23 protein-coding genes and 1 pseudogene are annotated in these 26299 nt (G+C 40.4%); 17 read left to right on the top strand and 7 right to left on the bottom strand.

Annotated features, from left to right (window positions below):
• Positions 1-41 precede the first annotated feature (41 nt).
• The 5 genes from C9E88_RS04220 to C9E88_RS04240 all read left to right on the top strand — a co-directional run bounded on the left by C9E88_RS04220 (position 42) and on the right by C9E88_RS04240 (position 7864).
• Entirely contained in the window at positions 42-1697 is a 1656-nt protein-coding gene (locus tag C9E88_RS04220) for a long-chain-fatty-acid--CoA ligase (RefSeq protein ID WP_106986715.1), read from the top strand.
• The gene (locus C9E88_RS04225; protein WP_106986714.1) at positions 1694-3484 is read left to right on the top strand and encodes an acyl-CoA dehydrogenase; all 1791 of its coding nucleotides are present in this window, start codon (positions 1694-1696) and stop codon (positions 3482-3484) included. Before C9E88_RS04220 ends, C9E88_RS04225 begins: the two co-directional genes overlap by 4 nt.
• Before the next feature lie 3 nt (positions 3485-3487).
• On the top strand, positions 3488-3892 hold the full coding sequence (locus tag C9E88_RS04230; protein ID WP_106986713.1) for a PaaI family thioesterase: 405 nt from the start codon (positions 3488-3490) through the stop codon (positions 3890-3892).
• A gap of 215 nt (positions 3893-4107) precedes the next feature.
• Positions 4108-5370: an OprD family outer membrane porin gene (locus C9E88_RS04235; protein WP_162368827.1), complete on the top strand. Its 1263-nt coding sequence runs from the start codon at positions 4108-4110 to the stop codon at positions 5368-5370.
• A gap of 376 nt (positions 5371-5746) precedes the next feature.
• Complete coding sequence (locus tag C9E88_RS04240; RefSeq protein ID WP_106986711.1) at positions 5747-7864, top strand: TonB-dependent receptor; 2118 nt, start codon at positions 5747-5749, stop codon at positions 7862-7864.
• A gap of 65 nt (positions 7865-7929) precedes the next feature.
• On the opposite strand, the gene C9E88_RS04245 is transcribed toward C9E88_RS04240, so the two are convergent.
• Positions 7930-9062 (bottom strand): IS3-like element ISAba14 family transposase gene (locus C9E88_RS04245; protein ID WP_223155595.1). Its coding sequence is split into 2 segments (ribosomal slippage): positions 7930-8810 and positions 8810-9062, totalling 1134 coding nucleotides; the frame shifts between segments, so codons are not numbered across the junction.
• A 207-nt stretch (positions 9063-9269) separates the two neighbouring features.
• Between C9E88_RS04245 and C9E88_RS04250 the strand changes: the two genes are divergently transcribed.
• From C9E88_RS04250 to C9E88_RS04260, 3 genes are read left to right on the top strand one after another with little or no spacing between them, the layout of a single operon-like run.
• Positions 9270-9557, top strand: a complete 288-nt coding sequence (locus tag C9E88_RS04250; protein WP_106984435.1) for a hypothetical protein — start codon at positions 9270-9272, stop codon at positions 9555-9557.
• Positions 9523-9813, top strand: coding sequence for a hypothetical protein (locus C9E88_RS04255; RefSeq protein WP_106984436.1), 291 nt, complete (start codon positions 9523-9525; stop codon positions 9811-9813). The genes C9E88_RS04250 and C9E88_RS04255 overlap by 35 nt, the downstream gene beginning before the upstream one ends.
• A gap of 6 nt (positions 9814-9819) precedes the next feature.
• Complete coding sequence (locus C9E88_RS04260) at positions 9820-11433, top strand: PepSY-associated TM helix domain-containing protein (RefSeq protein ID WP_106984437.1); 1614 nt, start codon at positions 9820-9822, stop codon at positions 11431-11433.
• A 563-nt stretch (positions 11434-11996) separates the two neighbouring features.
• Here the strand turns inward: C9E88_RS04260 and C9E88_RS17515 are convergent.
• Positions 11997-12413, bottom strand: a pseudogene (locus C9E88_RS17515) (guanosine-3',5'-bis(diphosphate) 3'-pyrophosphohydrolase); the annotation flags it as partial.
• Between the two features lie 663 nt (positions 12414-13076).
• Positions 13077-13271 (bottom strand): hypothetical protein, encoded by a 195-nt coding sequence (locus tag C9E88_RS04270; protein ID WP_106984439.1) that lies wholly within the window; start codon positions 13269-13271, stop codon positions 13077-13079.
• Between the two features lie 585 nt (positions 13272-13856).
• Between C9E88_RS04270 and sbmA the strand changes: the two genes are divergently transcribed.
• The 4 genes from sbmA to C9E88_RS04290 all read left to right on the top strand — a co-directional run bounded on the left by sbmA (position 13857) and on the right by C9E88_RS04290 (position 17466).
• Entirely contained in the window at positions 13857-15053 is a 1197-nt protein-coding gene (sbmA, locus tag C9E88_RS04275) for a peptide antibiotic transporter SbmA (protein WP_106984440.1), read from the top strand.
• A 316-nt stretch (positions 15054-15369) separates the two neighbouring features.
• Complete coding sequence (locus C9E88_RS04280) at positions 15370-16323, top strand: hypothetical protein (protein WP_106984441.1); 954 nt, start codon at positions 15370-15372, stop codon at positions 16321-16323.
• 89 nt (positions 16324-16412) lie between these two features.
• Positions 16413-16928, top strand: coding sequence for a hypothetical protein (locus tag C9E88_RS04285; RefSeq protein ID WP_106984442.1), 516 nt, complete (start codon positions 16413-16415; stop codon positions 16926-16928).
• 145 nt (positions 16929-17073) lie between these two features.
• The gene (locus C9E88_RS04290) at positions 17074-17466 is read left to right on the top strand and encodes a lysozyme inhibitor LprI family protein (protein WP_106984443.1); all 393 of its coding nucleotides are present in this window, start codon (positions 17074-17076) and stop codon (positions 17464-17466) included.
• A gap of 244 nt (positions 17467-17710) precedes the next feature.
• Here C9E88_RS04290 and C9E88_RS04295 read toward each other — a convergent pair whose 3' ends face one another.
• Positions 17711-18328 (bottom strand): hypothetical protein, encoded by a 618-nt coding sequence (locus C9E88_RS04295; RefSeq protein WP_106984444.1) that lies wholly within the window; start codon positions 18326-18328, stop codon positions 17711-17713.
• Between the two features lie 336 nt (positions 18329-18664).
• Between C9E88_RS04295 and C9E88_RS04300 the strand changes: the two genes are divergently transcribed.
• Positions 18665-19837, top strand: coding sequence for a hypothetical protein (locus tag C9E88_RS04300; protein WP_106984445.1), 1173 nt, complete (start codon positions 18665-18667; stop codon positions 19835-19837).
• A gap of 29 nt (positions 19838-19866) precedes the next feature.
• Here the strand turns inward: C9E88_RS04300 and gatB are convergent, their stop codons facing one another.
• From gatB to gatC, 3 genes are read right to left on the bottom strand one after another with little or no spacing between them, the layout of a single operon-like run.
• A complete protein-coding gene (gene gatB, locus C9E88_RS04305) occupies positions 19867-21342 on the bottom strand; it encodes an Asp-tRNA(Asn)/Glu-tRNA(Gln) amidotransferase subunit GatB (protein ID WP_106984446.1) in 1476 nt (491 codons plus the stop codon).
• The gene (gatA, locus tag C9E88_RS04310; RefSeq protein WP_106984447.1) at positions 21342-22820 is read right to left on the bottom strand and encodes an Asp-tRNA(Asn)/Glu-tRNA(Gln) amidotransferase subunit GatA; all 1479 of its coding nucleotides are present in this window, start codon (positions 22818-22820) and stop codon (positions 21342-21344) included. The genes gatB and gatA overlap by 1 nt, the downstream gene beginning before the upstream one ends.
• 52 nt (positions 22821-22872) lie before the next feature.
• Complete coding sequence (gene gatC / locus C9E88_RS04315) at positions 22873-23187, bottom strand: Asp-tRNA(Asn)/Glu-tRNA(Gln) amidotransferase subunit GatC (protein WP_106984448.1); 315 nt, start codon at positions 23185-23187, stop codon at positions 22873-22875.
• A 133-nt stretch (positions 23188-23320) separates the two neighbouring features.
• Between gatC and C9E88_RS04320 the strand changes: the two genes are divergently transcribed.
• The 4 genes from C9E88_RS04320 to C9E88_RS04335 are packed head-to-tail and all read left to right on the top strand — an operon-like array spanning position 23321 to position 26273.
• Positions 23321-24367 (top strand): rod shape-determining protein, encoded by a 1047-nt coding sequence (locus C9E88_RS04320; RefSeq protein WP_106984553.1) that lies wholly within the window; start codon positions 23321-23323, stop codon positions 24365-24367.
• Between the two features lie 16 nt (positions 24368-24383).
• A complete protein-coding gene (gene mreC / locus C9E88_RS04325; RefSeq protein WP_106984449.1) occupies positions 24384-25241 on the top strand; it encodes a rod shape-determining protein MreC in 858 nt (285 codons plus the stop codon).
• Positions 25228-25719 carry a rod shape-determining protein MreD gene (gene mreD, locus C9E88_RS04330; protein WP_106984450.1) on the top strand — a complete coding sequence of 164 codons (492 nt, stop codon included), beginning with the start codon at positions 25228-25230 and terminating at the stop codon, positions 25717-25719. Before mreC ends, mreD begins: the two co-directional genes overlap by 14 nt.
• Positions 25707-26273 (top strand): Maf-like protein, encoded by a 567-nt coding sequence (locus C9E88_RS04335; RefSeq protein WP_106984451.1) that lies wholly within the window; start codon positions 25707-25709, stop codon positions 26271-26273. Before mreD ends, C9E88_RS04335 begins: the two co-directional genes overlap by 13 nt.
• Positions 26274-26299 lie beyond the last annotated feature (26 nt).

The raw sequence follows: 26299 nt of genomic DNA on the forward strand, positions 1-26299 counted from the left end.
ACCCAGTTGGGCACATGACTGGGCACTCAGAGGGTTAAATCATGAGTACATTACATTTTGAACATTGGCCACGCCATCTTTCTAAAAACTTGTCGTATCCACAGACAGGTTTATATGAACATTTGGCAACCAATGCACAGCGCTATCCAGATAAAGTGGCAGTGAATTATTACGGTAGCCAAGTGAACTATGCAGAACTGAATGCACGCGTGGAACGTTTTGCGGGTTATCTGCAAGCCCAAGCCAATGTTCAGGCGGGTGACCGTGTTGTGATCAGCATGCAAAACAGCGTGTCATTTATTATTGCCTATTATGCAATTTTGCGTTGTGACGCGGTGGTGGTGCCTGTCAATCCAATGAACAAAGCTTTGGAACTGGAATGGTATGTATCCGATACAGAGTCAAAAGTTGCTGTGGTCGGTTCTGAACTTGTGGCCGAGTTTGAAACTTTATTGGGTAAAACCTGTTTAGGAAAAATTATTGCAGCACGTTATGGTGATGATATTTTCACGCCGACCAGCTTTGTAATACCTGAAACAGTGATTCAAGCACCTGCAGTTGCTGAAACTGAATATGTAACCGACATGCGAACTGCTTTACAGCATTCAGCAATTGAAACGCAAGCTGTTCGAGCAGGTGAGGATTTAGCCGTTATTTTATATACATCGGGTACAACAGCACATCCAAAGGGGTGCATGCTGAGTCATCGTGCTTTGGTTGCGCAAATTTTGACGCAAATCAATTGGAGCCCGTGGAACAACACAGCAAAAGTATTGTCTGTCACGCCATTCTTCCATGTTACAGGCATGGTGAATGCCATGTGCTTGCCGATTTGGCTCGGTGCAACATCCTTCCTGATGACTCGTTGGGATCGCCTTTGTGCTGCACAAGTGGTCGATTTACATGGCCTAACACATTGGTGCTGTATTCCAACCATGGTGGTGGATCTGCTGGCAATGCCAGATGTGAATAAATTCAATTTTAAATCCTTTACCCACGTTTATGGTGGCGGTACAGGTATGCCACATGCGATTGCCCAAGACTTTGAAACACTTACAGGTATTGAGTTTATTGAAGGCTGGGGCATGACTGAAATGGCAGCTGGTGTGCATCTCAATCCTTATGGCCGTGGTAAGCGCCAATGTTTAGGTGTGCCACTGTTTGATGTAGACACCCGTGTGATTGACCCAGAAACAGGTACAGAACTAGGCATTCGCCAAAACGGTGAAATTATTTCGACTAGCCCATGTTTATTCAGCGGTTATTGGAAAAATCCCGAAGCGACCGAAGCTTCTTTTATTGAACATGATGGCAAACGCTTCTTTAAAACAGGTGATGTTGGTTATTTCGATGAAGAAGGCTACTTCTTTATGGCTGACCGCTTAAAACGCATGATCAATGTGTCGGGCTACAAAGTTTGGCCATCTGAAGTCGAAAGCATTTTGTATCAAAACACTAAAGTTTTAGAAAACTGCATTATCCCATGCAATAAAAATGACCGTGGCGAAAGTGTAAAAGCCATTGTGGTGTTAAAAGCCAATCAAATGATGACTGAAGACGAATTAAGACAGTGGTGCCGAGACAATATGTCGGCCTACAAAGTGCCGAAAGTGGTGGAGTTCGCATCAGAACTGCCAAAAACGGCAAGCGGAAAAATTAACTGGCGTTTACTGCAAGACAAGGAAATGAGCGCATGAATAGCTACAAAGCCCCTCTCAATGATCTAAGCTTTATCTTTAATCATTTATTAGATCAAGAGCAATTGGCTCAGCTTCCGGGTTTAGAGGACTTAGGCGTAGATCTATATGAATCTATTTTGGATGAAGCAGGTAAATTTGCCACCAATGTACTGGATCCGATCAATGCCAGCGGTGACCGTGAAGGTTTAAAAATAGCTGATGGCGTGGTGACAACACCAAAAGGCTTTAAAGAAGCGTATGCGCAGTACACGCAAGCAGGCTGGAACAATATTTCCTTAGAGCCTGAATTTGGCGGACAAGGCTTACCTTATATTTTGTCGACTGCAGTCAATGAAATCATGATGTCTGCGAACAAATCATTTGTGATGTGTTCTGGTTTAACCATTGGCGCGATTGAAGCAATTAGCCATGCAGGTTCTGATGAGTTAAAGCAAAAGTACTTGCCTAAGCTGGTTTCTGGCGAATGGGGCGGCACCATGAACCTGACTGAGCCAGGTGCAGGTTCAGATGTGGGTGCTTTAAAAACGAAGGCAATTGATCAAGGTGATGGGACATACCGTATTAGCGGTCAAAAAATCTTTATCACGTTTGGTGAGCATGACTTTACTGACAACATCATTCATTTAGTGTTGGCACGTTTGCCAGATGCACCTGAAGGCGTGCGCGGTATTTCATTGTTCCTTGTACCGAAGTTTTTAGTCAATGATGACGGTTCATTGGGCGAGCGTAACGATGTACGCTGCGTGTCGATTGAACATAAGTTGGGTATTCATGCCAGCCCAACCTGTGTGATGGCTTATGGCGATAACGAAGGCGCTTTGGGTTACCTCGTGGGCGAGAAAAACAAAGGCTTAATGGCGATGTTCGTGATGATGAACATGGCGCGTTTAACTGTAGGCATGGAAGGTGTTGCTTTAACAGAGCGTTCTTACCAAGCTGCTTTAGATTATGCCCGTGAACGTGTGCAAGGTGCAGATGTCGAAACAGGCAAACAAGTTGCCATTATTGAACATGCAGACGTGCGCCGTCAGTTGCTTAGCATGAAATCCAATGTTGAAGCGATGCGTGCATTGTCATTGTTTATTGCTCAAGCTCAAGATATCAGCTTCCGCCATAGCGATGCAGACGTGCGTAAGCATAATCAAGGCTTGGTTGATTTACTGATTCCTGTATTTAAAGCATGGGCAACAGAAACAGCATTAAAAACGACGACTACAGGTATTCAAGTACATGGCGGTATCGGCTTTATTGAAGAAACTGGCGTGGCGCAATATTTACGTGATGCTGTGATCAGTGTGATTTATGAAGGCACAACTGCGATTCAAGCAGCAGACTTAGTCGGTCGTAAAGTGGTGAAAGACCAAGGCGAAAACTTAAGTGTGCTGATTGGCCTGATGAAAGAGACATTGGCACAAGTTCAAGCCAATGCTGAGCTTGCAGATGTGGCCAAAGCGTTTGCAGATGCTATCGAAATTCTGTCTGAAAATAGCCAGCAAATAGCCGCTCAGTTCTTGCAATCGACTAAGCAAGCACTGTCTGTTTCTGTACCGTATCTAATGCTCGTGGGTAATGTCGTGGGTGCATGGCAATTGGCACAAAGTGCAGCCAAAGCTTCTGAATTGCTCGCAGCAGGCGACAGCAATGTGAACTTCTTAAAAGGCAAAATTCAAACCGCGCGTTTCTATCACAGCATGGTATTACCAGAAATTCATGGTTTGGCGTACAGCGTAAAACATGCGGGGACTGCTGTGACCGCATTTGATAATGCTTACTTTGGTGAATAAGTCATGAGTTTTGATGTACAAGCTTTTTTAGATCAAATGCAAGCGCCACCGATCCACATCTTTTTGGGTGGAAAGGTGGAGCAGGTTGAGCATGAAAATGGCTGGAAAGCCCGTATCAGCTACCAACCACGTGCTGAATTTGCCAACCCGATGGGGCATGTGCAAGGCGGCATGCTGTGTTCCATGCTGGACGATGCCATGGGGCTGTTTGCGATTATTGCGCAAGAAGGCCAGCCATCGGCAACAGTCACCATGAATGTTTCATTCTTACGTCCATGCAATATTGCACCTGTTGAGGTGGAAGTGTACTTCGTGCGCCAAGGCCGCCGTATTTCAAATATTGAAAGTGTGGCTTATCAAAACGGTAAAGAAGTGGGAAAAGCCAGCGCTGCATTTACCCTCGTGTAATGGAGTTTTGGAGTATTCATTTTAGATGGGTACTCCATTTTTTGCGCATCAGGATGATGTTTTATAGGGGTTCTATGGAGAGTTTAATGAAAAATTATAGCGCACGTTAATGCATTGCCGTGAGGCAGTTCTAACTTTATATCACTCATTTTTATCACTGTTTCTATTGATTATTCATCAATGGAATAGAGGTTTTTTGTCTTAGGGAAATGACAATGAAAACATTCGTACTATCTACTTTATGTATAGCAACAACATTACCAAGCTTGTGTTTTGCGGACTTTGTAAAAGACCGGTCTGTCACGTTGACGGCACGTAATTTTTATTTGGATCGTAATTTTACTGAGCCTAATGCAGCCGCACCTGCAGCCAAACAATGGGTACAAGGTTTTATTTTAAATGCCAAATCAGGTTTTACCGAAGGCACGGTGGGTTTTGGTGTTGATCTCTATGCAGGGGTGGGCATTAACTTGTGGGGCGATAAAGACTATGCACCAGGTGTAGTGGGGCTTTCACCGCTCAAAGACAATGGCGATCCTGTAGATACATGGGCAGAAGCGAGCTTAACAGCCAAGGCAAAAATTTCTGAAACTGAAGTAAAAGTGGGCACATTACAGCCACTGAATCCAGTCATTGTTGGTTCGCCAGCCCGCTTATTACCTCAGCAGTACCGAGGTGTCGCGGTTGAATCAAAAGATGTAGACAACATTAAAGTGGAAGCGGGTTATGTGAACCGCGTGAATCATCGAAACTCGACTGATTGGGAAAAGATTCGCTTATCAGGCGCTAATATGAAATACAAATCCGTCGAAACAGATGGCTTATATTATGTGGGTGGTTATTATTATTTAAGACCTGAAACAACCTTTGCTTTATACACTGCAAATTTAGTGGATGTGTATGATCAATATACATTTTGGGTACGCAATACACATCATTTTAATGAACGGGTAAATCTGTTTACCGACTTCCGTTATTTCCGTACGGTGGAATCAGGTGCGGAGCTGGCAGGCGAGGTCGATAGTCATCATGGCAATATCGTATTGGCACTCGGCGTGGATAACCATAAATTTACCACGGGCTATATTCATAACTCGGGCGATACAGGTTTTCCATATTTAAGTGGTGGTGAGGCCAATACCTATATTGATGCGTGGGCAACGGACTTTTTAAACCCGAATGAAAAAGCATGGTCTGTGCGTTATGACTATGATTTTAAAAATCAGGTTCCTGGTTTAAAACTTATGACGCGCTATACCAAAGGCACAGACATTAAGCTTGAAAACCTAAAACCGGGCGAAACATTGGAAGAGCGAAAGTTTGGTATCGAGTTGAGCTATCAATTGCAAAGTACCAAATTAAAAGGCTTATTTATTCGTTTACGTCATGAAGATTATAAAAATGACTTTGGCCCTAAAGCGACATTCCAGCCAGCGAAAGAGCAACGTGTAAATATTGATTATACGTGGAAGTTTTAATTAATTTGAATTATCGAGAAGAATTGACGGGTACTTTAGAGTCTCCTCAATTCTTCGCTTTTGATCGAGCGATTATAATTAGTAATAATTTTTCTGCTGTTATAACTCCTTATGTTTTTTATTTAATTAAGTTTAAATAAATTAAATACTTATTATATTTTCTTAGCATATTAAGTAGCACTTAAGCACTGATTAAGTCGCGTTAAAACCTTAAAAATAAATTGATGTTGTTGCTTCAAACTCGCTTGCCATAAAGCTATATAAATAAAACTAAAATAAAATATTAAATAATAATGTAAATGAGAATTGTTATTATTATGATATAGTCACCTCTTGCAATTATTAAAATTTAAATTGTTGAATGAGGGGTTTGACTGTGGAACGTAAGATATTAATTTTAGCTTTGCTTGCTTGTCCGTGTTTTGTTGTGGCTGCAGAAGCTGAAAGCTTCTCCATGCCAACTATTGTGGTGAAAGCAGATTCACAAGAAACAGATGTCACGGGCAAATTAAAAAGAAAAGCGACACTTAATATTTTGGGTGAAAAAGATATTTTAGATACGCCCTTTACGATTCGTAACTACAGCCAACAAGCCATAGAAGACGCACATGCACATACCATTATGGATGTGCTGAAAATTGATCCAAGTATTCGTACCACAACCAACAGTGGACATTTAAACGAAAACTTTAATATTCGAGGTTTTAATGTCAATTGGGATGACCTGAATTTAAACGGCGCTTATGGTATGGCACCATCTGGTCGAGTATCTACCGATATTTTAGGTTCAGTCACTGTTTTAAAAGGCCCTAATGCCTTAGTCGCTGGTATGGCGCCGGGTGGTAGTGTGGGCGGTGTCGTTATTGCCAATACCAAGCGTGCAGATAAAGAATTGACTCGTGTTACAGCAAATTTTGAAGAAGAAGGATTTTATAAATCAGGCTTTGATGTTGCACGCCGATTTGGACAAGATCAAGAATTTGGTGCACGTTTAAGTGCGAACTATGGTCAAGGTGAACATATTGTTAATGGCCTTGAAGATGAAACTATTTCAGCTGTTATGGGCCTAGATTGGACTACAGATCGAGCAAAAATCAATTTAGATGCATATACCACGAATGATGATCGAAAGGGTGGTTCACCAGCAATGGTGCAATTTACAACGACTTCAACAGTACTCGATGCACCTGATGGACGTACAAATTACTTTCCAAATATCTGGGGTAAACAATCGGCCAATTATGTCGGCTTATCTGGGGAATATAAGTTACTGGATAATCTAAAAGTGATTGCAGGTGTGGGTACGGCAGAACAAAAATACCAAGGGCATTTATTTGGCACACGTCTACAAAAACTCAATAATAAGGGTGATGCTGAAGCCTATTATTTCCATGTGAAAATGAACCAACGTAATACTGCAGCCAACTTAGGCTTGGAAGGTGCATTTAACACAGGGTCTGTGAAACATGTTGTGGGTTTAAGAGCAGATTATTTGCATAGAGATACCAATATGCATAGTACAGCAGGTCAAAATACCTTCTTGACCAATTTATATAACCCTAGCAAAGACGGTGTAATGCCAGCTGAGCCAGCAATTTCTCAAACAGCCGATAATGATTACATTAGCTATTCATTGACCGATCAAATTTCGATGTTGGATGACAAACTACAATTTATTTTGGGCGCACGTTATCAAGACATCGATATTAAAAATCCAACAAAACCAGCAAATAATTATAGTTCAGACAAAGTTTCTCCAAGCTTAGGGGTTGTGGTTAAACCTTGGGGTGAAGATATATCGGTATATGCGAGTTATGTTGAGGGTCTATCACAAGGTAGCATGGTCACTAGTACTGTAGATGCCAATTTTGGTAAGACCTTTGCGCCGTTTGAAACGAAACAATATGAAATTGGTGCCAAATATCAGCACGGTTCTTGGTTACACACGCTATCGGCTTATAAAATTGAAAAGCCAAGCACCATCACTTCTGAATATTCCGATTCTAATAATCCTAGCATCACCCAAATTACCACAGACGGTGGCGAAACAACCTCAAAAGGCATGGAATATGGCTTCTCGGGTAATGTCACAGATGACGTGATTATTTGGGGTAATCTTGCATATATAGATGTGAAATATACCAAAAACACCACGGCAAATATTGTAGGCAAAACAGTTGAAGGTCAGCCTGAGTTTACAGCAGGTCTGGGTGTGGAATACAAACTCCCTGTGGATGGTTTAAGTATCAATGCACGTGGCAACTATGTAGATAATCAATATCTAAATAATACCAATACCCTAGAGTTACCAGACTATGCCTTGCTTGATGTAGGTGCAAAATATAAAACCAATATTGGTGGTGTAGACACGACTTTCCGTGCCAATGTCGATAATGTGACGAATGAAAAATATTGGGCAGGTGTATTTAACAGCGGATACACAACTATTGGTTCAGGCCGTACCTATAAGCTTGGCGTAAGTTTCGACTTCTAATTTAAGAGGTGGTCCCACTTGTTTGAACAACTAAAAGCGTATTTATAAGTGATATTCCGCTCTAGTTAAGCCACCTTGTTTTGTTGGGGTAGCTGATCATAGTAAAACTCATTTGGTGTCATTTTGTCTAGACTCGAATGAGGTCGTTTCAAATTATAAAACTCAAAATATGCACTTAATTGCTTTTTCGCATCTGTGACACTGCTATAAGCTTTGAGATACACCTCTTCATATTTAACGCTCCGCCATAATCGTTCAACCATCACATTATCTACCCATCGACCTTTACCATCCATACTGATTTGAATGCCATTTGATTTCAATACATCAATAAATGCATCACTGGTAAACTGGCTGCCTTGGTCTGTATTAAATATTTCAGGTCGACCATATTTTTCAATCGCTTCATTTAAAGCCGAAATACAAAAATCCACCTCCATACTAATCGATACTCTATGCGCAAGTACCTTGCGGCTATGCCAATCAATCACAGCACATAAATAAACAAAGCCTTTTGCCATAGGGATATACGTTATATCCGTAGACCACACTTGATTACTGCGCTGAATAGCCAATCCTTTGAGCAGATATGGATATTTACGGTGAGCTTGATTAGCCTGGCTTAAATTTGGTTTGCAATATAACGCCTGAATACCCATTTTCTTCATTAAAGTACGTGTATGACGTCGTCCTATATGATGTCCTTGACGATTCAACAAATCACGCATCATACGACTGCCTGCAAAAGGATATTGCATATGTAATTCATCAATACATCGCATCAGCTTCAGATCTGATGCACTCACAGGTTTTGGGCGATAGTAATAACAACCACGGGAGACTTTCAGCAGCTTAGCTTGCTTAGATACTGAAATCTGAAGTGAGTCGTCGATTAACTTTTGTGGTTGAAGCGGCCCAGTTTCTTCAACACACCTTCTAAAAAATCAATTTCTAATGCCTGCTCACCGATTTTTGCATGTAGTTTTTTTAGATCGATGGGTGGTTCTGTTGGAGCTTTTGATTGATCGAAAGCTTGCGAGGAAGCTGAGATCAATTGATTTTTCCAGTCAATAATTTGGTTTTGATGAACATCAAACTCAGCACTCAATTCAGCAAGTGTTTTTTCTGCTTTAATCGCAGCAAGTGCTACCTTAGCTTTAAAATCATTTGAATGATTTCTTCTTGGTCTACGTGCCATAAAATACTCCATATATTGATGTTTATAACATCATTTGAGGAGCAGAATATCACTTATAGGAGTTGTTCAAATTTACGGATCCATCTCTTTTAAGCCTTTAGGGTTTATTAAAATTGGCATGAGACAGTCACCCCAAGTGGCTGTCTCATGTCTATATCAACCCTTACTGTTTTGACATCACTCGTTCTCTCCATAGGGTTTAGATCCATGAAAATCCTTGCTGTCATTCTCTGTATGATGGGGTGCTTGTTATTGTATTTCAGCCATCGCCATCAAAATCTACTCCAGCAGTCACTTCGCAAACACCATTTATATATTGGGCTTAGCTTAATTTTAGTGTCGCTCATCTTTCTGTTGATGTCTGTGCTTAAGCTGGTTGCCGTGTATATGTGGCTCATGACGCTACTGGTGGTCTGGTCATTAATTCCTTTTGTTGCTTTATTTAAGAAAAATATCCCGCATGAAATTTCTCGTTCAACAAAAAATCCAAGCTGATTGGTGGTCGAAAAGCTTTGCAGGCTGGATTTTAGGTTTAAGCCTATCGATTGCAGGTGCATCTTTTATTACGATTTGGGGACTTCAGCATTTAGACAAAGCCTTAGCGCCACAACTGGGCATGTGGTCTGTACCTTGGCTGTATTTGCCTTTGGTATTTATTGCTTATTTTATTCCCAAAGGTTGGCAAGCTGTTCTAATTTATAGCGTATTGAATTGTATAGCCTATGGCATTTTATTGGCGTTTCGAGGATAAATCATTGTGAAAGTTCGTACCGATATTATTCGCCATGCCAAAGAATTACATACATGGGTGGGGATTACATCTGGCATTTTATTATTCATCTGCTTTTTTGCGGGTGGGCTGAGCATGTTTCAACATGAAATCAGTCGATGGGTGACACCACCAGCGCAAAGCTTAAATACTATTGAAACGCATCAATACAATGAATTGGTTGAAAAAGTACAAGCACAGCATCCTGAAACTCTGAAAAGTTTTCAGTTGAATCTCGACTCTAAAGAGTTTCACTATGCGCCAATGCAATGGAAAGCCACAACTGAAGTCAAAAATGATGAGCATAGTATTGATCTGCATCAAAATGCGATGTTGGCAACTTTAGAACAAGATGGAACTTTGCATGTTGAGCAGGAAAACTTATCCAAGTTGGGTTGGCTCATTGAACAACTACATGAAACAGCAGGTATTCCAGGTACTTTGGGCGATCATACCGTTGGTATGTATGTCATGGGCTTTGTTTCGGTTTTGTACTTTTTAGCTTTAATGACAGGTTTAATTGTACTGCTACCTACTTTGGTGAAAGATTATTTTGCCATTCGGGCAGGGAAAAATAAAAAGCGCTTTTGGCTTGATGCCCATAATGTTATTGGTATTACCAGTTTACCTTTTCATATTTTAATTTGCGCGACAGTTATTGCTTTTGCTTATCACGATGTTATTTATGGTGCGATTGGTGGCTTAGTCTCAAAAGATAAGCCTTTATCTGCACGTCCACCCGCAATGAAAGTGGTTGAACCTGTCGAGCCCTTAAATGTAGAAAAAATCTTTGCCAATATTCAGCGCCAAGCACCTGAATATCAAATTAGCTCCATCAGCTTTAATAACTTGGATAAACCAGAGAAAGCTTCGGCACGTGTCAATTTGTACAGCTCAGAGCAAATGCTGCGTGGCGATCGCTTTGATGTAATGATGTTTAATCCTTATCAAACTCAGCCGTATAGAACCAATAATTTAAATACGCATGCCACCGCGATGGATCAAGTAATTCGCTCTATGTTTAGTTTGCACTTTGGTAATTATGGTGGCGACTTGACTCGTTGGCTGTATTTTATCTTTGGGATCGGCGGGGCATTTTTATTTTATTCAGGCAATATTTTATGGATTGAGTCGCGGATTAAACGTCAAAAAAATCCACAACTTGCTCCAGTACAACAACGTAAAGATGTGCGCTTTATTGCAAATTTAAGCATTGGTGCATGTTTGGGCTGTGTGTTTGCGGTTGTGGTTAGTATGGCGATTGGACGCTGGGGCAGTTTGGCGAATTTAGGCTTAGAAAGTATGAACCATCTTCTGGTCTATAGTTATTACCTGATCTTTATTTTCAGCCTGGTCTATAGTTTTATGGTGGGCGCGGCCAAAGCATTACCTGAGTTGTTATTGGCTATTGCTATAGTTTTAAGCTTAGTTGCACCTGTAAGTTTTATAATTAGTTTGATCGCTTCAACCCCTATGACTTTATGGTGGATTGATTTAATCACTATCGTGTTTGCATTGGCATTTTTACGCTTCTATCAACAAGCCAAGATACGACAATACAACGCGGAGGCAGGTGCGATTTGGTCTAAAACGTCGCTGTAATTAGATCAAGCGTTTGCGGATGAGCCGTGAGCGCCCACACAATTGTGAGCATTAAAGAATCGTTACACACCTGTATTTTTATCATCATCCCTTTCTAAATTGTTTGAATGTATATGCTCATACATGCAGTTGAATCAAACCGATTTGAAAGGGAGGGCGGGGTATTTGGCAGTTGATTTTAAGCGCCTGATTTAAACTTTTTTATGCTTTGGCACTAAGGCTTATGGCTCAAGTATAGCCACCTGAAATTGCTCAAATATCCGTTTAAATACAGCATGGTAATGTGCATCCACAAATTGACCATCGAAAAATACGCGATCCGTACAATGAATTAATGCTAAAAAATAAGACAGTTCAGCAGGTTGCTGATGACGCTTACACCAGCTTAAATACTGTGAGGCATCTTCAAATAAAATCCACCATTCTTGAGCTAAGTAGGGAACAGTCTGATCAAACATCAAATTTAACAAATATTGATAGTTTTGTGCTCGTGTTGAATAGTGAAAAGCAGGGTAGTCCGTGCTTGGCTTCAAAGCTTGAATACAACCATAAATTTGATCTGCTTCGAGTAATTGAGCTTTCACAATATTGTATTGTGCGAGTCGGGCAAGGTCTTTGGCTTGAATCGTGCCTAAGCGCGATAAGTTCATATTATCTGCCAGATCGGCTAGTTTCACTTTACATGCCAAAGCATTTTGCTTGGTTCTTTGTGCTGCTATAAAACGGTTCTCATGTGGCTGTTTGGTAAGCGCAAGTAGTGCCTGCAAAATTTCTGGTTCAAAGCCCAATTCAATCAGGTCATTGGTACGGACTGAAGTATCTTCTAATAAGTCATGCATGATGGCGACGGTTTTAGCCTCAGTGCCTTCAACTTGATGCATCACTCGCATTGGATGCTCAATATAAGGTTGGCCCGCTTTATCTACTTGAGTCGCATGGTGTTGTTTTGCCAGTGTAATGGCCAGTTCTAAACTAGAAATATCATCACTCCTGCGTGTGATTCACAAAATAAGTTGTTGCTTGATATGGCTGTTATTCTGTGGTTTTTTAAAAAAAATTAAGCAGATGAAACTTTATGGTTTGAATAAGAGAAAAGCAGAACTTTGTGCTTTCTATTACTAGCAACAGCTTGCTTTATATGCATATTTTAACAGATGGGTTTTATTTTTAAAGCGTGAAGCGACATAGCTTGACGTTTTTATTATTCCCTTGGCCATGGATCAAAGCATATCCATGAAAATGATCTGCTACAGATCATTTGGTGTAATGATGTCAGATAGCGTTTTAGATTTTAAAGAAAATAATAATGATAGAAATAAGAATGTGTCGATGTGAAAGTTTAGACCAATACAAAAAATATAGGCCTGCCAAAATATGGTAATAAGTCATCTGCTTTAATCTTATTTCGCAGTATATAAGAAATATAGATGTATTTTGAGTGACTGATTAATTCTCTAAATCACGCAAAATAACTTGATGTATAACTGGAATGGATTACTAGACCGTAGGGAGAGCTGATAAATCTGTTTAACTCAATCACAAGTTAAATCCTTTTTAGAATGTGGATAAAACGCTGAATGCTGTACCTGAGTGTGTGGAGCTTTGGGGGAAGCTCATGAAAGATACAGCAATACAGTTTTAATTTAAATTTCGCGCCAAATCGTGTTTTGGTCTTTCATTGAAATGGTGAAGTTAAAGTTCGAATCATCAGATACCAATAGGCCTTCAGGTGTATGCATGATCACTTTAAGTACTGTACCTGATTCAAAAATCATTGGGTTACAGTTTTCTTTTTTAAGTGTCACAGGTTTAAGCAATTCAATGACAAGGTTTTCCATATATACCTCCCCGAGTGGTGTTGTATTTTTAATAAGCATAACATAATTTTTATTATTTAACCATTTTTGTAAATATTGAGCGATAGTTCAATAAAATAAAAACAGCTTAATAATTTGGTCATACTTTAATACATAATTGTGATCATTCTTGAGTTATATTTTAAACAATGATTTTATAAAAATATTTTTAGAATTTAATATTTATTGCTATTTTATAGGGGGTTATAAAAATAATCGTTGTAGGCGTATAAATATAATCAAAGAGGCTGGTTTTTAGGTTGCCCATAGCGAAACGAGCTGAGCAAAAACAGATTGTTAGACTATGAAAAGTAAAAAAGGCTTGAATTGAACTGTAGGAAAATAGTTTACTTTGTACTGCTTGCAATGGATGTCTGTTTTTACTTGTAGGGATTGGCTAGATTTATTGGGATATGTAGTCACAAGCAAATACGATGGAACTGAAAATAGACTTAATTTTTACAAACGAATCATCAAAATACTGAAATTATCATAATAAAAATTTGATTTAAGCTTTATGATCAGCCCCTATGCTAAGAGCAATAATAAAAGGAACTTTATTCGCTTATGTTCAAGTCTTTTTTTCCAAATCCAAAATGGTTTTTTGGATCGCTTATTCTGTGGTTTGTCATCAATTTAGCCCTTTGGTATAGCGGTGGCGAAAGCTGGGGAAGTTATCTTGGTTTTGCAGAAGGTTATGCCACCGCAGAGCTTCCAATTGGAATTAGTCGTTTTTGGACAGCCTCATTTTTATGGTTTTATTTATGGTTTTTTATCTCCACTGCGCTATTTGCGCTGTTTTGGAAATGGAAATCAAATAATCCATGGCAGGCTTGGTCTGTTTGGGGATCGGCTTTTATCTTGTTTAACATCTGGTTTGGTGTGCAAATGAGTGTTGTGGTCAATGCATGGTATAACCCATTTTATGACCTGATTCAAAAAATGCTCAGTAGTGGTGGCGGTGATGTTAACCAGCTCTATAGTGGCGTATTGACTTTTTTGTATGTGGCGATGGTGTATGTGACCACAGCTGTATTTAATCTGTTCTTTGTGAGCCATTATGTATTTCGCTGGCGTACTGCAATGAATGATTATTACACAGCACATTGGGAACAGTTACGCCATATTGAAGGGGCATCACAGCGTATTCAAGAAGACACCATGCGTTTTGCCAAAACTGTTGAAAGTTTAGGGGTAAGCTTGGTTGAAGCACTCATGACCCTGTTGGCTTTTTTACCCGTATTGCTGAGTTTATCTTCACATGTGAAAGCATTACCTATTGTAGGTGAAATACCCTACGCCTTGGTGTGGGCTGCGATTTCGTGGGCGGTTTTGGGTACAGTCATTTTAATGTTAGTAGGTTATAAACTGCCTGGCCTTGAGTTTAATAATCAGAAAGTAGAAGCGGCTTACCGTAAAGAATTGGTCTATGGAGAAGACTATGAAAACCGTGCCGATCCACAAACGCTGAAAGAGCTTTTTAGTAAAGTACGCTTTAACTATTTCAGATTATATTTCCATTATGCTTATTTTAATTTAGTGCGTATTTGGTATATGCAGTTAGATAATCTCTATGGTTTATTCGTGTTGTTTCCAAGTATTGCTGCGGGTGCGATTACTTTGGGTTTAATGATGCAGATTAGTAATGTATTTGGCAAAGTACGCGAATCGTTTCAATATTTAATTTCATCGTGGCCCACGATTATTGAATTATTGTCTATTTATAAGCGTTTAAAAGCATTTGAATCGACACTCGATAAATAAGCTTAATTGATTGCATGATAAATTTAGCCTGCTTTACGCGGGATTTTTTTTGAAACGATCTGTTCTAGCTTAAGGTTGGTCGTAAAACGTATACGCAGTAAATGTAGGTCGGCATGTAGAGGATTGAATGTTAATTGAAAAGTTTGAACAGAAGCGTTAGCCAAGTCTATTTTTGTGCTAAAAAGCGTAGGTTATGTCGCTTTTTGGGAATAAAAACAGTACGCCGTTCATATAAAAATAACTTTTAAAACAAATACTTATGATTGAATTTTTAGGCTACTTCGTTTAAATTTAGCGTTCCATCATAAGTGAGTAGATGGCTGTGAAAGCTAAAGCTTTGGTAGTGATTGGTAGTGCAAGTATGCTACTGCATGGTTGCGCCACGATGAATTCTTTGGGAGCAGACCCAATGACGCGTTATACATCTGCAGAGCAGTTTATTACGCAAAATCGTTTAAGCGATCAAGACTACGTATATGCATGGGGACGTGCCAATAAGCAGGCCGAGCCACAATCACTCATACCCCGTGCACAGCTGGCAAAGTATTGCCATGCCAATGGTGGGCATTTTACGCTATTGCACAAAAGTAATTTGGCCAATATCAAAAATACTAAAACTAAAACCAGCTTGAACAATGAGCCTAATGTAAAACAGGCAATTGGTGCGTATCAATGCCAGCAGAGTAATAGCTGGATTGTGTCGATTGAACCTACGGCGGATGTACGTTCAACGCAATATCCCGATGCACGCGCTATTCGCTTAAATGTACAGCTCATGAGTGCCAGCGAAGCCAGACAATTTTATAAAAATACCGGGCTCAGCATAGCCAATACTAAAAAAACACCAGTAGCAACACCCAAAGCCATCGCTACAAAAGCGAGCTTGGTAAAAGAAACGAAGGAAGTTAAAGAGCCAGCAGAGAAAAAAGAAACCTCTGTAGTAGAACCTATCAGAGCGAGTGTTATTGACAGTTCACAGCAACAGCAGATGAAGCTATATGTGGCTGCACGCCGTGATATTAACAGCGGTAAAAATTTAAATAACGCATGTAACAATGCACAGTTGGCTTATAACTACGGCAAACAACAAGGCACCGACGGTACTCGTATTTATACTGAATCTGGCATGCTGGTGGCGCGTTGCTTAACCAGTATTTCAAGCTATAACTCGCGCTTTCCAAATGCTAAAGGACAAGCCAAACGTGTACTACAAAACCTTGCTACAAATTATAATCATCCAGGGGCAAAGCACATGCTGAGTCAAATGTAAGTGACTTGCTTTAAATATTTACAAGAGTAATAACAGCCTAGTTCTGCCAATGTGGTACAACTAGGCTGTTTTCGTTTTGGAGTAAGCACATGGCATTGGTGGTAAATCAAAAAATTAATAAACGCTCTGGTTTAATTTGCTCGGCTATTATGGCCTTTACTATGCTGACGGGCATGCAAGTGGCGAATGCAGGGCAAACTGTAGACCAGTTGAGTCAGTGCTTAGTGAAGTCCACCACAGCTGCAGATAAAACTGCGGTATTGCAATGGACTTTTGTGGCGTTATCGGCGCATCCAGAATTAAAAAAATTTAGTAATGTGAATGAAGAACAGCGTACACAGTTAGATAAAAACTTAGCGCAAACTTTGCAACGAATTTTGACTGAGCAATGCTCTGCGCAAACACAAGCGGTGATTAAAGCTGAAGGCCTTCAGGCGGTAGGTGAAAGTTTTCAAGAGTTAGGCAGTATTACGGGTGAAGAAATTTTAAAAACCCCTGAAGTGAAAGATCAGCTAAAAGGTGTTGTGCGTTATATCGATTTAAATAAATTGGTGACGACATTTTTAACGCCTGAATTGTTTAATAAGTTGGGCGTGATCCGTTAAGTTTACTGCTAAAGCTTAATCTGATTGATTATCTAGTGAGCCACAGTATTTTGAAGTGAGTTTGAAATGCTGTGGTGCCTAAGTTTATATAAAGGCTTTAAGGCTATAAATATTTCAAAATAAAATGAAAAGAATAGAGAGCGCTATGTTCAAGAAAATCATGTTTTCGTTGCTATGTGTTTTTGGTTTTATGCAAATGGGGCAGGCAGGTGAGCGTAATCTAAGTAAGCAATTTAATGGCTGTATGGACAAAGCTGGCGGTGTGACTGCAAGCATGGTGGAGTGCATAGCAGCAGAAACAAAACGGCAAGATGTGCGCTTGAATAAGGCTTATAAAAATTTGATGAATACCTTAAGCGCAACACGTAAAAAAGAGCTACAAGATACACAGCGTTTATGGATGAAGTATCGGGATGCGAACTGTAAGTTTTATTATGACCCTGATGGCGGTTCAATTGTTCGTGTAATGAGTGCTGGCTGTTTTATGGATATGACAGCGGAAAGGGCAGATGAGTTGGAGAATTTTTTAAAGTATTAATGATTAGCCCTCCTTTGCGGGATGGGGGTTTAAAACTCGCTCACATTAATTATTTTCTAAAACCTCTCCCTAGCCTTCACTTGCGCTGCAATTTAAAGCAGTGCTTTAAATCTTGCTCAGGAGAGGGAGCTAATAAAACCTCTCCCTAACCCTCTCCTAGAAGGAGAGGGAATTTCACGTATCTAAGAAATTACGTGACACTCTTTCGCCCATTGGGATGAGAAGCATTTTCGCAAGGGGGGAATCACAGTAAATCAGGATACAACTTTTCATAGTCTAGGTTTGGGTCATGTGTTACTTTCAGCTTGCCTTTCGATCCCGTCACATAGCTATTGATTTCTTTAAGCGGCTTTTCATGCCAACCAATATTGAATGCACAAAACGTATTTTCTTTTTTAAAGAATTCGAGACGACTGTACGGCAAGTGATTGTGAATCCAGTATGCAATCTGCTTCCAATTATATGGATCTTTTTCAATTAAAGTTATGAGTGAAGGAATAACGATACAAGCCGTTGCACCATAGCCATTAGTATCGGGATAGTCCCAAATATGACTGGCAAAGTTTTTTTCGTTGCTTGCACAGTTATGCCCTTTTTCATTGCCAAGTTGGTTGACGCTTGGTGAGCGATATGCTGAACGAATAGCGATACGTCCAAACTTTTCTTGTAATGGTTCGAGCAGTTGCTCGCACAGTTGTGTACCTGTGTAGATTGCTTTTTCGGGATGGTCGGGGAAGTTGGGTACACCATACCAGTTTGCGATTTCACTATAGAGAAAGTCACGCATAAAGAAAGACTTTGAAAGTTGGATGCGTCCTAAGTCTTCAAGTTTGGCGATACAGGATACTTTTTTGATGGTCATGTTGTTTTAGTCTAAGTGTTTAGACTGATTTTATTATTAAATTTATGAAAATTAAATATTTACTTCTCCCTAACCCTCTCTTTAAAAGAGTGGTAATTTCTATTACAGAATCCATAACGGTGTTAAATTAGCAATGGAAGCTCCTTCTCCCTCTGGGAGAAGGCGGGGGATGAGGGTATTAGTCACGCATAAAGAATAGATCTGAAAATTAGAAGTGTCCTAAGTTTTTAAACATTGCTATAGAAAATAATTTTGTTTGGTTATGTGATGTGTTTTATCTGTTTAAGCAATTATATTTAGAAAATATTTTATCAGCATATTAGCTAGGTAGGGATAATGGACTTGAACATAATTAAGAGAAAAATAGCGAAAATTTCCATAGAAAATTGGAATAAATCATTTGGTGGAACAGCTAGTTCGGAAATAGCAAATAAAATTGAAATTGATAATTCAATTGTCATGGGGGCTATGGAAGATTTAGTAGCTGAGAATTATGGGACTATCAATGCAAATGTCGAATTGTCTCAAATATCAATAGACTCAGAAACGAGAGAGTTTGAATTTACTCCGATTAAGGTGCATATATATTTTCCTTCAAAGCAGATGCTAGAAGAATTTTTTTACTCTAGTGATTTAGTTAGAAAAAGTATTCCAGAGTATAAGAAAAGATTATATCTAGGAGCTCATCAGTTATCACAGGTACTTTTTGATGAATCTGTATTAGCTCGATATTTTGATTATCCTGAATATTATGAACTCAATGATTCTAGATCAGGTGGGCATATCTATATTTGTTCTGAAGAAACGCCTGAAGAAAGATATATCCATGTTAGACATGGTAGAAAAACATTAGCAAATGGAAAATCAGCCATTGTTGCCATATATAAAGATTTGGCTAACATGAGTGAATTTGAACAAAGATATTGGCATTCGCACGAGCTTAATATCCATGAATTAGATTTTCTCCCTAATGACGAAGCCTATGAAAAATTCTTTAATAGAAATTATGAAGGTGCATGGGTGAACTATACTGATGAATTATCAGACTTAACTAACAACTTAGAGTCATTAAATTCACTGTTTGAGAATAAGATTTTTAATAAAGTACAAAATATTTATTGCCGTCCTCCAGTCGAAAATACTCAAAAATCTTATTTTGATAGTTGTAGTGAACTCTTTAAATTAGTCGGGCCAGATAATATTAATCAGAAAACTTTAAAAGATTTTCTTAGGAAGAATAAAGGTTGTTTAGATAAGGATTTTGTATATGAATCAGGACGAGATATTAGTAAGTTAGAGTTATTAGGATTGTTTGAAGAAAAAATAGGATCTTCAAAAAAATTAACTAAAGCAGTACGTCTTTTACAAAAAGATAGAACAGAAGCCGATCATAAAATCATTGAGTCAAAAATTGCTAGAGAAAACTTATCAGAACAGTTTTTTAATCATGTAGAAGAGATTAATGCCAACATTAAAGAAATTATTGAAAAAATAAAAAACCCGCTCTAAAGCGGGTTTTCTTTTAGAGAAAGGTCAGATTAACCAATCAATTTTTTCATCAATTCATTCACTTGAGCAGGGTTGGCTTTACCTTTCGCTGCTTTCATTACTTGACCAACAAGACCGTTAAAGGCTTTCTCTTTACCAGATTTATACTCTTCAACCATCTTCTCGTTAGCTGCAAGTACGTCTTTAATAATTGCTTCAATTGCGCCTGTATCAGTTTCCTGTTTCAAGCCTTTTTCAGCAATAATTTCGTCCGCAGTTTTGCCTTCTTCCCACATAAAGCCGAATACTTGCTTCGCAATCTTACCGTTAATTGTGTTGTCCACAATACGTGCAATCATGCCACCAAGTTTTTCTGCTGTTACAGGAGCATCCGCTAGTTCTAGGCTCGCTTTGTTTAAAGCACCAGAGAATTCACCCATCACCCAGTTCGCAGCCACTTTACCTTGCGCAGCGCCGCCTGCAGCTTTTACTACGTCTTCATAAAACTCTGACATTTCACGAGTAAGCGTAAGTACGTGTGCATCGTACTCAGTCACGCCAAAGTCAGCGACAAAACGCGCACGACGTGCAGCAGGCAACTCAGGTAACGCAGCACGAGCTGCTTCAATTTGTGCATCTGCAATAATAACAGGCAACAAGTCAGGGTCTGGGAAGTAGCGGTAATCGTTCGCTTCTTCTTTCGAACGCATTGAACGTGTTTCCATCTTCACAGGGTCGAATAAACGCGTTTCTTGGTCAATTGTGCCATCCCATTCTAGGATTTCCATTTGACGTTCGATTTCAACGTTAATCGCTTGTTCAATGAAGCGGAATGAGTTGAGGTTTTTCAACTCACAACGTGTACCAAAAGGTTGACCCGGACGGCGTAAAGACACGTTACAGTCAGCACGGAACGAACCTTCCGCCATGTTGCCGTCAGAAATGCCTAACCAACGTACCAGCGTGTGAATCGCTTTAATGTAGGCAACCGCTTCTTCAACTGAACGCATATCTGGTTCAGATACGATTTCAAGTAAAGGTGTGCCTGCACGGTTTAAGTCGATGCCTGACATGCCTTCAAATTGGTCATGGATTGATTTACCTGCATCTTCCTCAAGGTGCGCACGGGTAACGCCAATGCGTTTTACTGTGCCGTCTTCAAGCTGGATGTCGATATGACCCAAGCCCACAATCGGGTTGTCCATTTGGCTGATTTGGTAGCCTTTAGGAGAATCTGGGTAGAAATAGTTTTTACGAGCAAATACAGAAGCTTGGTCGATGTAAGCATCAATACCCAAACCAAAGCGAATTGCAAGATCAACCACTTCTTTGTTCAATACTGGCAATACGCCCGGCATTGCAAGGTCAACAAGGCTCGCTTGTGTATTTGGGTCTTGACCAAATACAGTGGATGAACCTGAGAAAATTTTAGTATTGGTTGCAAGCTGAGTGTGAATCTCAATACCAATAACGACTTCCCAACCATCAATCAGGTTAGATTTTGGTTTAGCAGCGTTCTTAGCCATTATGCATTCTCCTCAGCAATCGCAGCGCGTTTAGTATGCCAATCCGTTGCTTGTTGGTACTGATGCACCACAGACAACAATTGAGATTCTGACCAGTAGTTACCAATCAGCTGTAAGCCAACAGGCAAGTTGTCTTTGTCAAAACCAACAGGCGCGTTGATCGCAGGAAGACCTGCCAAGTTCACTGCGATGGTGTAGATGTCGCCTAAGTACATTTCTACAGGAGAAAGGTTTGCACCAATCTTATACGCAGTTGTTGGGGCAGCAGGGGCAGCAATCACATCTACAGATTCAAATGCTTTTAAGAAATCTTGTTGGATTAAACGACGTACTTTTTGTGCTTTCACATAATAAGCATCGTAGTATCCAGCTGATAACGCATAGGTGCCAATCAAGATACGTTGTTGAACTTCTTTACCAAAACCTTCAGAGCGTGAACGCTTGTAAAGATCCATCAAATCAACTGGATTTTCTGCACGGTAGCCATAACGTACGCCGTCAAAACGTTGTAAGTTAGAAGATGCTTCAGCAGGCGCAATCAGGTAATAGGTTGGAACATAAGCATCCGTCATGGTGAGATCAATCTCAACCAAGATTGCGCCCATTTCTTCAAGCTTTTTCAGAGATTCTTCAACACGTGCTTTTACGTCAGCATCTAAGCCAGCTACATTAAAGTATTGCTTAGGAATACCAATGCGTAAGCCTTTTACCGATGTGCCGTTTAAGTTCGCAACATAGTTGTCGACGTCTTTTTCAACAGAGGTTGAATCTTTCGCGTCATGACCTGCCATCACGTTCATGAGGTAAGCACAGTCTTCAGCCGAACGCGCCATTGGGCCACCTTGGTCTAAAGATGATGCGTATGCGATCATACCGAAGCGTGATACACGACCGTAAGTTGGTTTAAGACCTGTCAAACCACAGAAAGATGCAGGCTGACGGATTGAACCGCCTGTGTCTGTACCTGTGGCAAACGGTGCGAGGTCAGCTGCTACAGCCGCTGCAGAACCACCAGATGAACCACCTGGTACATGGCTTAAGTTCCATGGGTTAGCAGTTGCGCCGTAGTATGAATTTTCAGAGGTTGAACCCATTGCAAATTCATCCATGTTCACTTTACCTAAAGTGACAAGGCCCGCAGCTTTACCTTTCGCTACAACGGTTGCGTCGTAAGGAGAGATAAAATTATCCAGCATTTTAGAACCAGCTGTGGTTTTAATGCCTTGGGTACAAAAGATGTCTTTGTGCGCAATTGGAACACCAGTCAAAACAGATGCAGTGCCCGCTTTGATGGCAGCATCAGCAGCATCGGCTTGTGCAAGTGCTTGTTCCGCAGTGACGGTCACGTATGATTTGACTTGAGCATCGATTTTTTCAATGCGTTTTAAATAATGTTCGGTCAATTCGCGTGAAGAAAATTTAGCGCCCGCCAAACCTTCAGACAATTCACGAATTGATAAGCGATGTAAATCTGTCATGAGAAATATTTCTTTACGTTTAATTTGAAACAATAGTGCGTTTGATCGGAAATTACTCAATTACGCGAGGTACAAGGTACAAGCCTTCTTGCACGCTTGGCGCAACTGCTTGATATTCATCGCGATGATTGCTTTCTGATACCACGTCTTGACGTAATGGTTGTGGATGATCAAATGGGCTCTTTAATGGTTCAACACCATCTGTATTGATACCTTTTAAGGTGTCCATCATGCCTAAAATTTTATTTAAACTTTGAGCATATTCAGCAGATTGCGTGTCATCTAGCGACAATCGAGCCAGATGGGCAATCGATGAAACTGTTTGTGCATTGAGATCTGCAGAATGCTGTGCATCCGTTGTAGACATAACATTACCTAATCAGTATTAAAAAAATTCAAAATATCGAGGCTTATAATAAGCGATTGACTTGTTCAAATCATCACATTTAGTTAAAGTTGCCACCTTGCGTCCATATAAAAGTTTAACTGAGAACGTCCCCGTGATTCTAAAACGACTAATTGGCTTGTTTTCGCCTGATCTAGCCATTGATTTAGGTACTGCAAATACACTTATTTATGCGCCAGGACGAGGCATTATATTAAATGAACCCACGGTTGTGGCTATTCGTCACAGTGGTTCACAAAAAATCGTTGCCGCAGTAGGTCTTGACGCGAAACAAATGCTAGGTCGTACACCAGCCAACATTTCTGCTATCCGTCCAATGAAAGACGGTGTGATTGCAGACTTTGAAGTGACTGAAACCATGCTGAACCAATTTATTGGCAAAGTGCATGAAAAACGTCTCTTCCCACCAGCGCCACGTGTTGTGGTATGTGTGCCATGCAAATCAACTTTGGTTGAACGCCGTGCTATTCGTGAAGCCGTGTATAACGCTGGCGCACGTGACGTACGTTTAATTGAAGAGCCAATGGCGGCTGCAATTGGTGCGGGCATGCCTGTAGAGCAAGCATGCGGTTCTATGGTGGTTGATGTGGGTGGTGGTACAACTGAAATTGCGATTATTTCGCTACAAGGTTGTGTATATGCAGACTCACTCCGTATCGGTGGTGATGTATTTGATGAGCAAATCATTAACTACGTGCGTAAAGCGCATGGTTGTGTGATTGGTGAAACCACTGCTGAAAATATTAAAAAAGAAGTGGGTATGGCATTGCCTGATGAAGGCCAAAAACCACTTGAGATTGAAGTTCGTGGCCGTAACTTGGCAGAGGGTGTACCTCGTGCGATTACAGTAACATCGGATGAAGTTACTCAAGCGATTTCTGATCCATTACAAAGCATTGTTTCAGCAGTAAAATCTGCTTTGGAACAAACGCCACCAGAGCTGTCTTCAGACATCGCTGAGCGCGGTATTGTGCTTACAGGTGGTGGTGCATTACTACGTAACCTAGACAAACTTCTTGCGAAAGAAACGGGCTTGCCTGTGGTGGTTGCTGAAGATCCTCTAACTTGTGTCACTCGTGGTGGTGGAAAAGTTCTAGATTTCTTTGATAATCCAAATCACGACATGTTATTTGTAGGCTAAGAAAAGGACTGGGCGGGTGCAAACTCAACTGTTTTCTAGACAACCGCCATCTTTTCGCTCATTTATCATTGCGGTAATTACGTGCTTGGTTGTGCTATTCTTTGATTGGCGCATGCCACACGTAATTCAACCGGCCAGAGACGTCTTGTACGCGGCATATAATCCTATTTATGCCATGGCAAGCTATCCAGTGTTATCGCGAGAATGGCTCAACCAGCAAACCAAATCAGAAGCACAACTGCGCCGTGAAAACACTGCTATGCAGGCAGAGCTATTGCAGGCACAAGTGCGCTTACAAAAGCTTTCTGAGCTTTCTGCAGAAAATACACGCTTGCGTGGTTTACTCGATACACCTCTTATTATTGATGGGCGTATGGAGATTGCAGAAGTGATTGGTACAGATGCTGACCCTCTACGTCATATTATTGTGATTAACCGCGGTTCAACCAGTCAACTACGCGTTGGCCAAACTGTGCTTGATGATAAGGGCGTGATGGGGCAAATTATCAATGTCTATCCGCATAGTAGTCGTGTGATGTTGCTCTCTGATAAAGAACATTCTTTATCGGTACGGCTTGAACATACGGGTATGCGTGCAATTGTTACGGGTACAGGCGATTTAGGCCATTTAAAAATGGAATATGTACCAACCAGTGCCAACATCAAAGTAGGTGAAAAAGTGTATAGCTCAGGCTTAGGCGCACATTTTCCAGCGGGCTATTTGGTGGGGACAGTGGCAAAAGTGAGCCGTCATAATTCAGGCGAGTTTGCTAAAATTGATGTAATACCTGCAGCCCAATTGGCAGGCGGACATCACGTTGTGGTTTTATTTTCAGATTCTTTAGCGATGGAGCAACCGAATGCTGATCGCTAAACAAAGTCCAAAAGTACATCGCGATCCTTTAATGGCCATTATTTTTTCGGTCATTTTAGGGTCGATTCTGATGGTATACCCTTTATCTTATGAGATCACGGGGTGGCGACCATTATTCATGTTGTTAATCATGCTCTTTTGGGTATTGTGTCAACCTACATGGTGTGGTATTTGGTTCGCTTTTGGCACAGGTTTATTTGCAGATTTACTTTTAGATTCCCCATTGGGGATGAATGCACTAAGTTTTGTACTTATTGCCTTTCTTTCACGGTTTTTAATCCGTGAACGCCGTATACTGACGTTTAGCAATTTATGGATTATTAGTGCTTTGGCTGTTTTAGCGCACTTAACCATTGTTTGGCTGACGCAGGTCATGAGTGGTATTCACTTTTCATTTGCGCGCCATTGGCAACCTTTGCTTACCAGCATTTTGTTTTGGCCTGTCATTTATTATTTTCTACATAAATGGCGCATCTAGTTCTTGCCTCAAGCTCGCCACGGCGCCGTGAATTGCTCACACAGCTCGGGCTTGAGTTCGATATTTTTAGCCCAGACATCGACGAGTCGGTTCGAGCACATGAACATGTTGCGGACTATGTCGAGCGTCTGTCGCGTCAAAAAGCTGAAGCCGTCCAAGCGCATTTTTCTGATGCCGTGATTATTGCTGCCGATACCAGTTTAGGGGTAGACGGTGTAATTTTAGGCAAGCCTATATCTAAGCAACACGCATTTGAAATGTGGCAACAAATTTCTGGTCGCACCCATGATGTGTATTCTGGCGTTTGTGTACGTACAAAAGATAAAATTTACAGTATAGTAGTGCGTACACAGGTTGAATTTCAAACACTTACTGTGCAAGATATGGAAGACTATTGGGCAACGGGTGAACCTGTTGGCAAGGCGGGAGCCTATGCGATACAGGGAATAGCTGCGCGCTATATTCCCCGAATTGAAGGAAGCTATTCCAATGTGGTTGGCTTACCTTTGCACGAGACAGTAGAGTTATTAAAGACAGTTAAGGTACTAAATTAACTGCAATACAGAATTTTTATAATGTT

Origin of the sequence: Acinetobacter cumulans (assembly GCF_003024525.3) — a bacterium.
Taxonomy (GTDB): domain Bacteria; phylum Pseudomonadota; class Gammaproteobacteria; order Pseudomonadales; family Moraxellaceae; genus Acinetobacter; species Acinetobacter cumulans.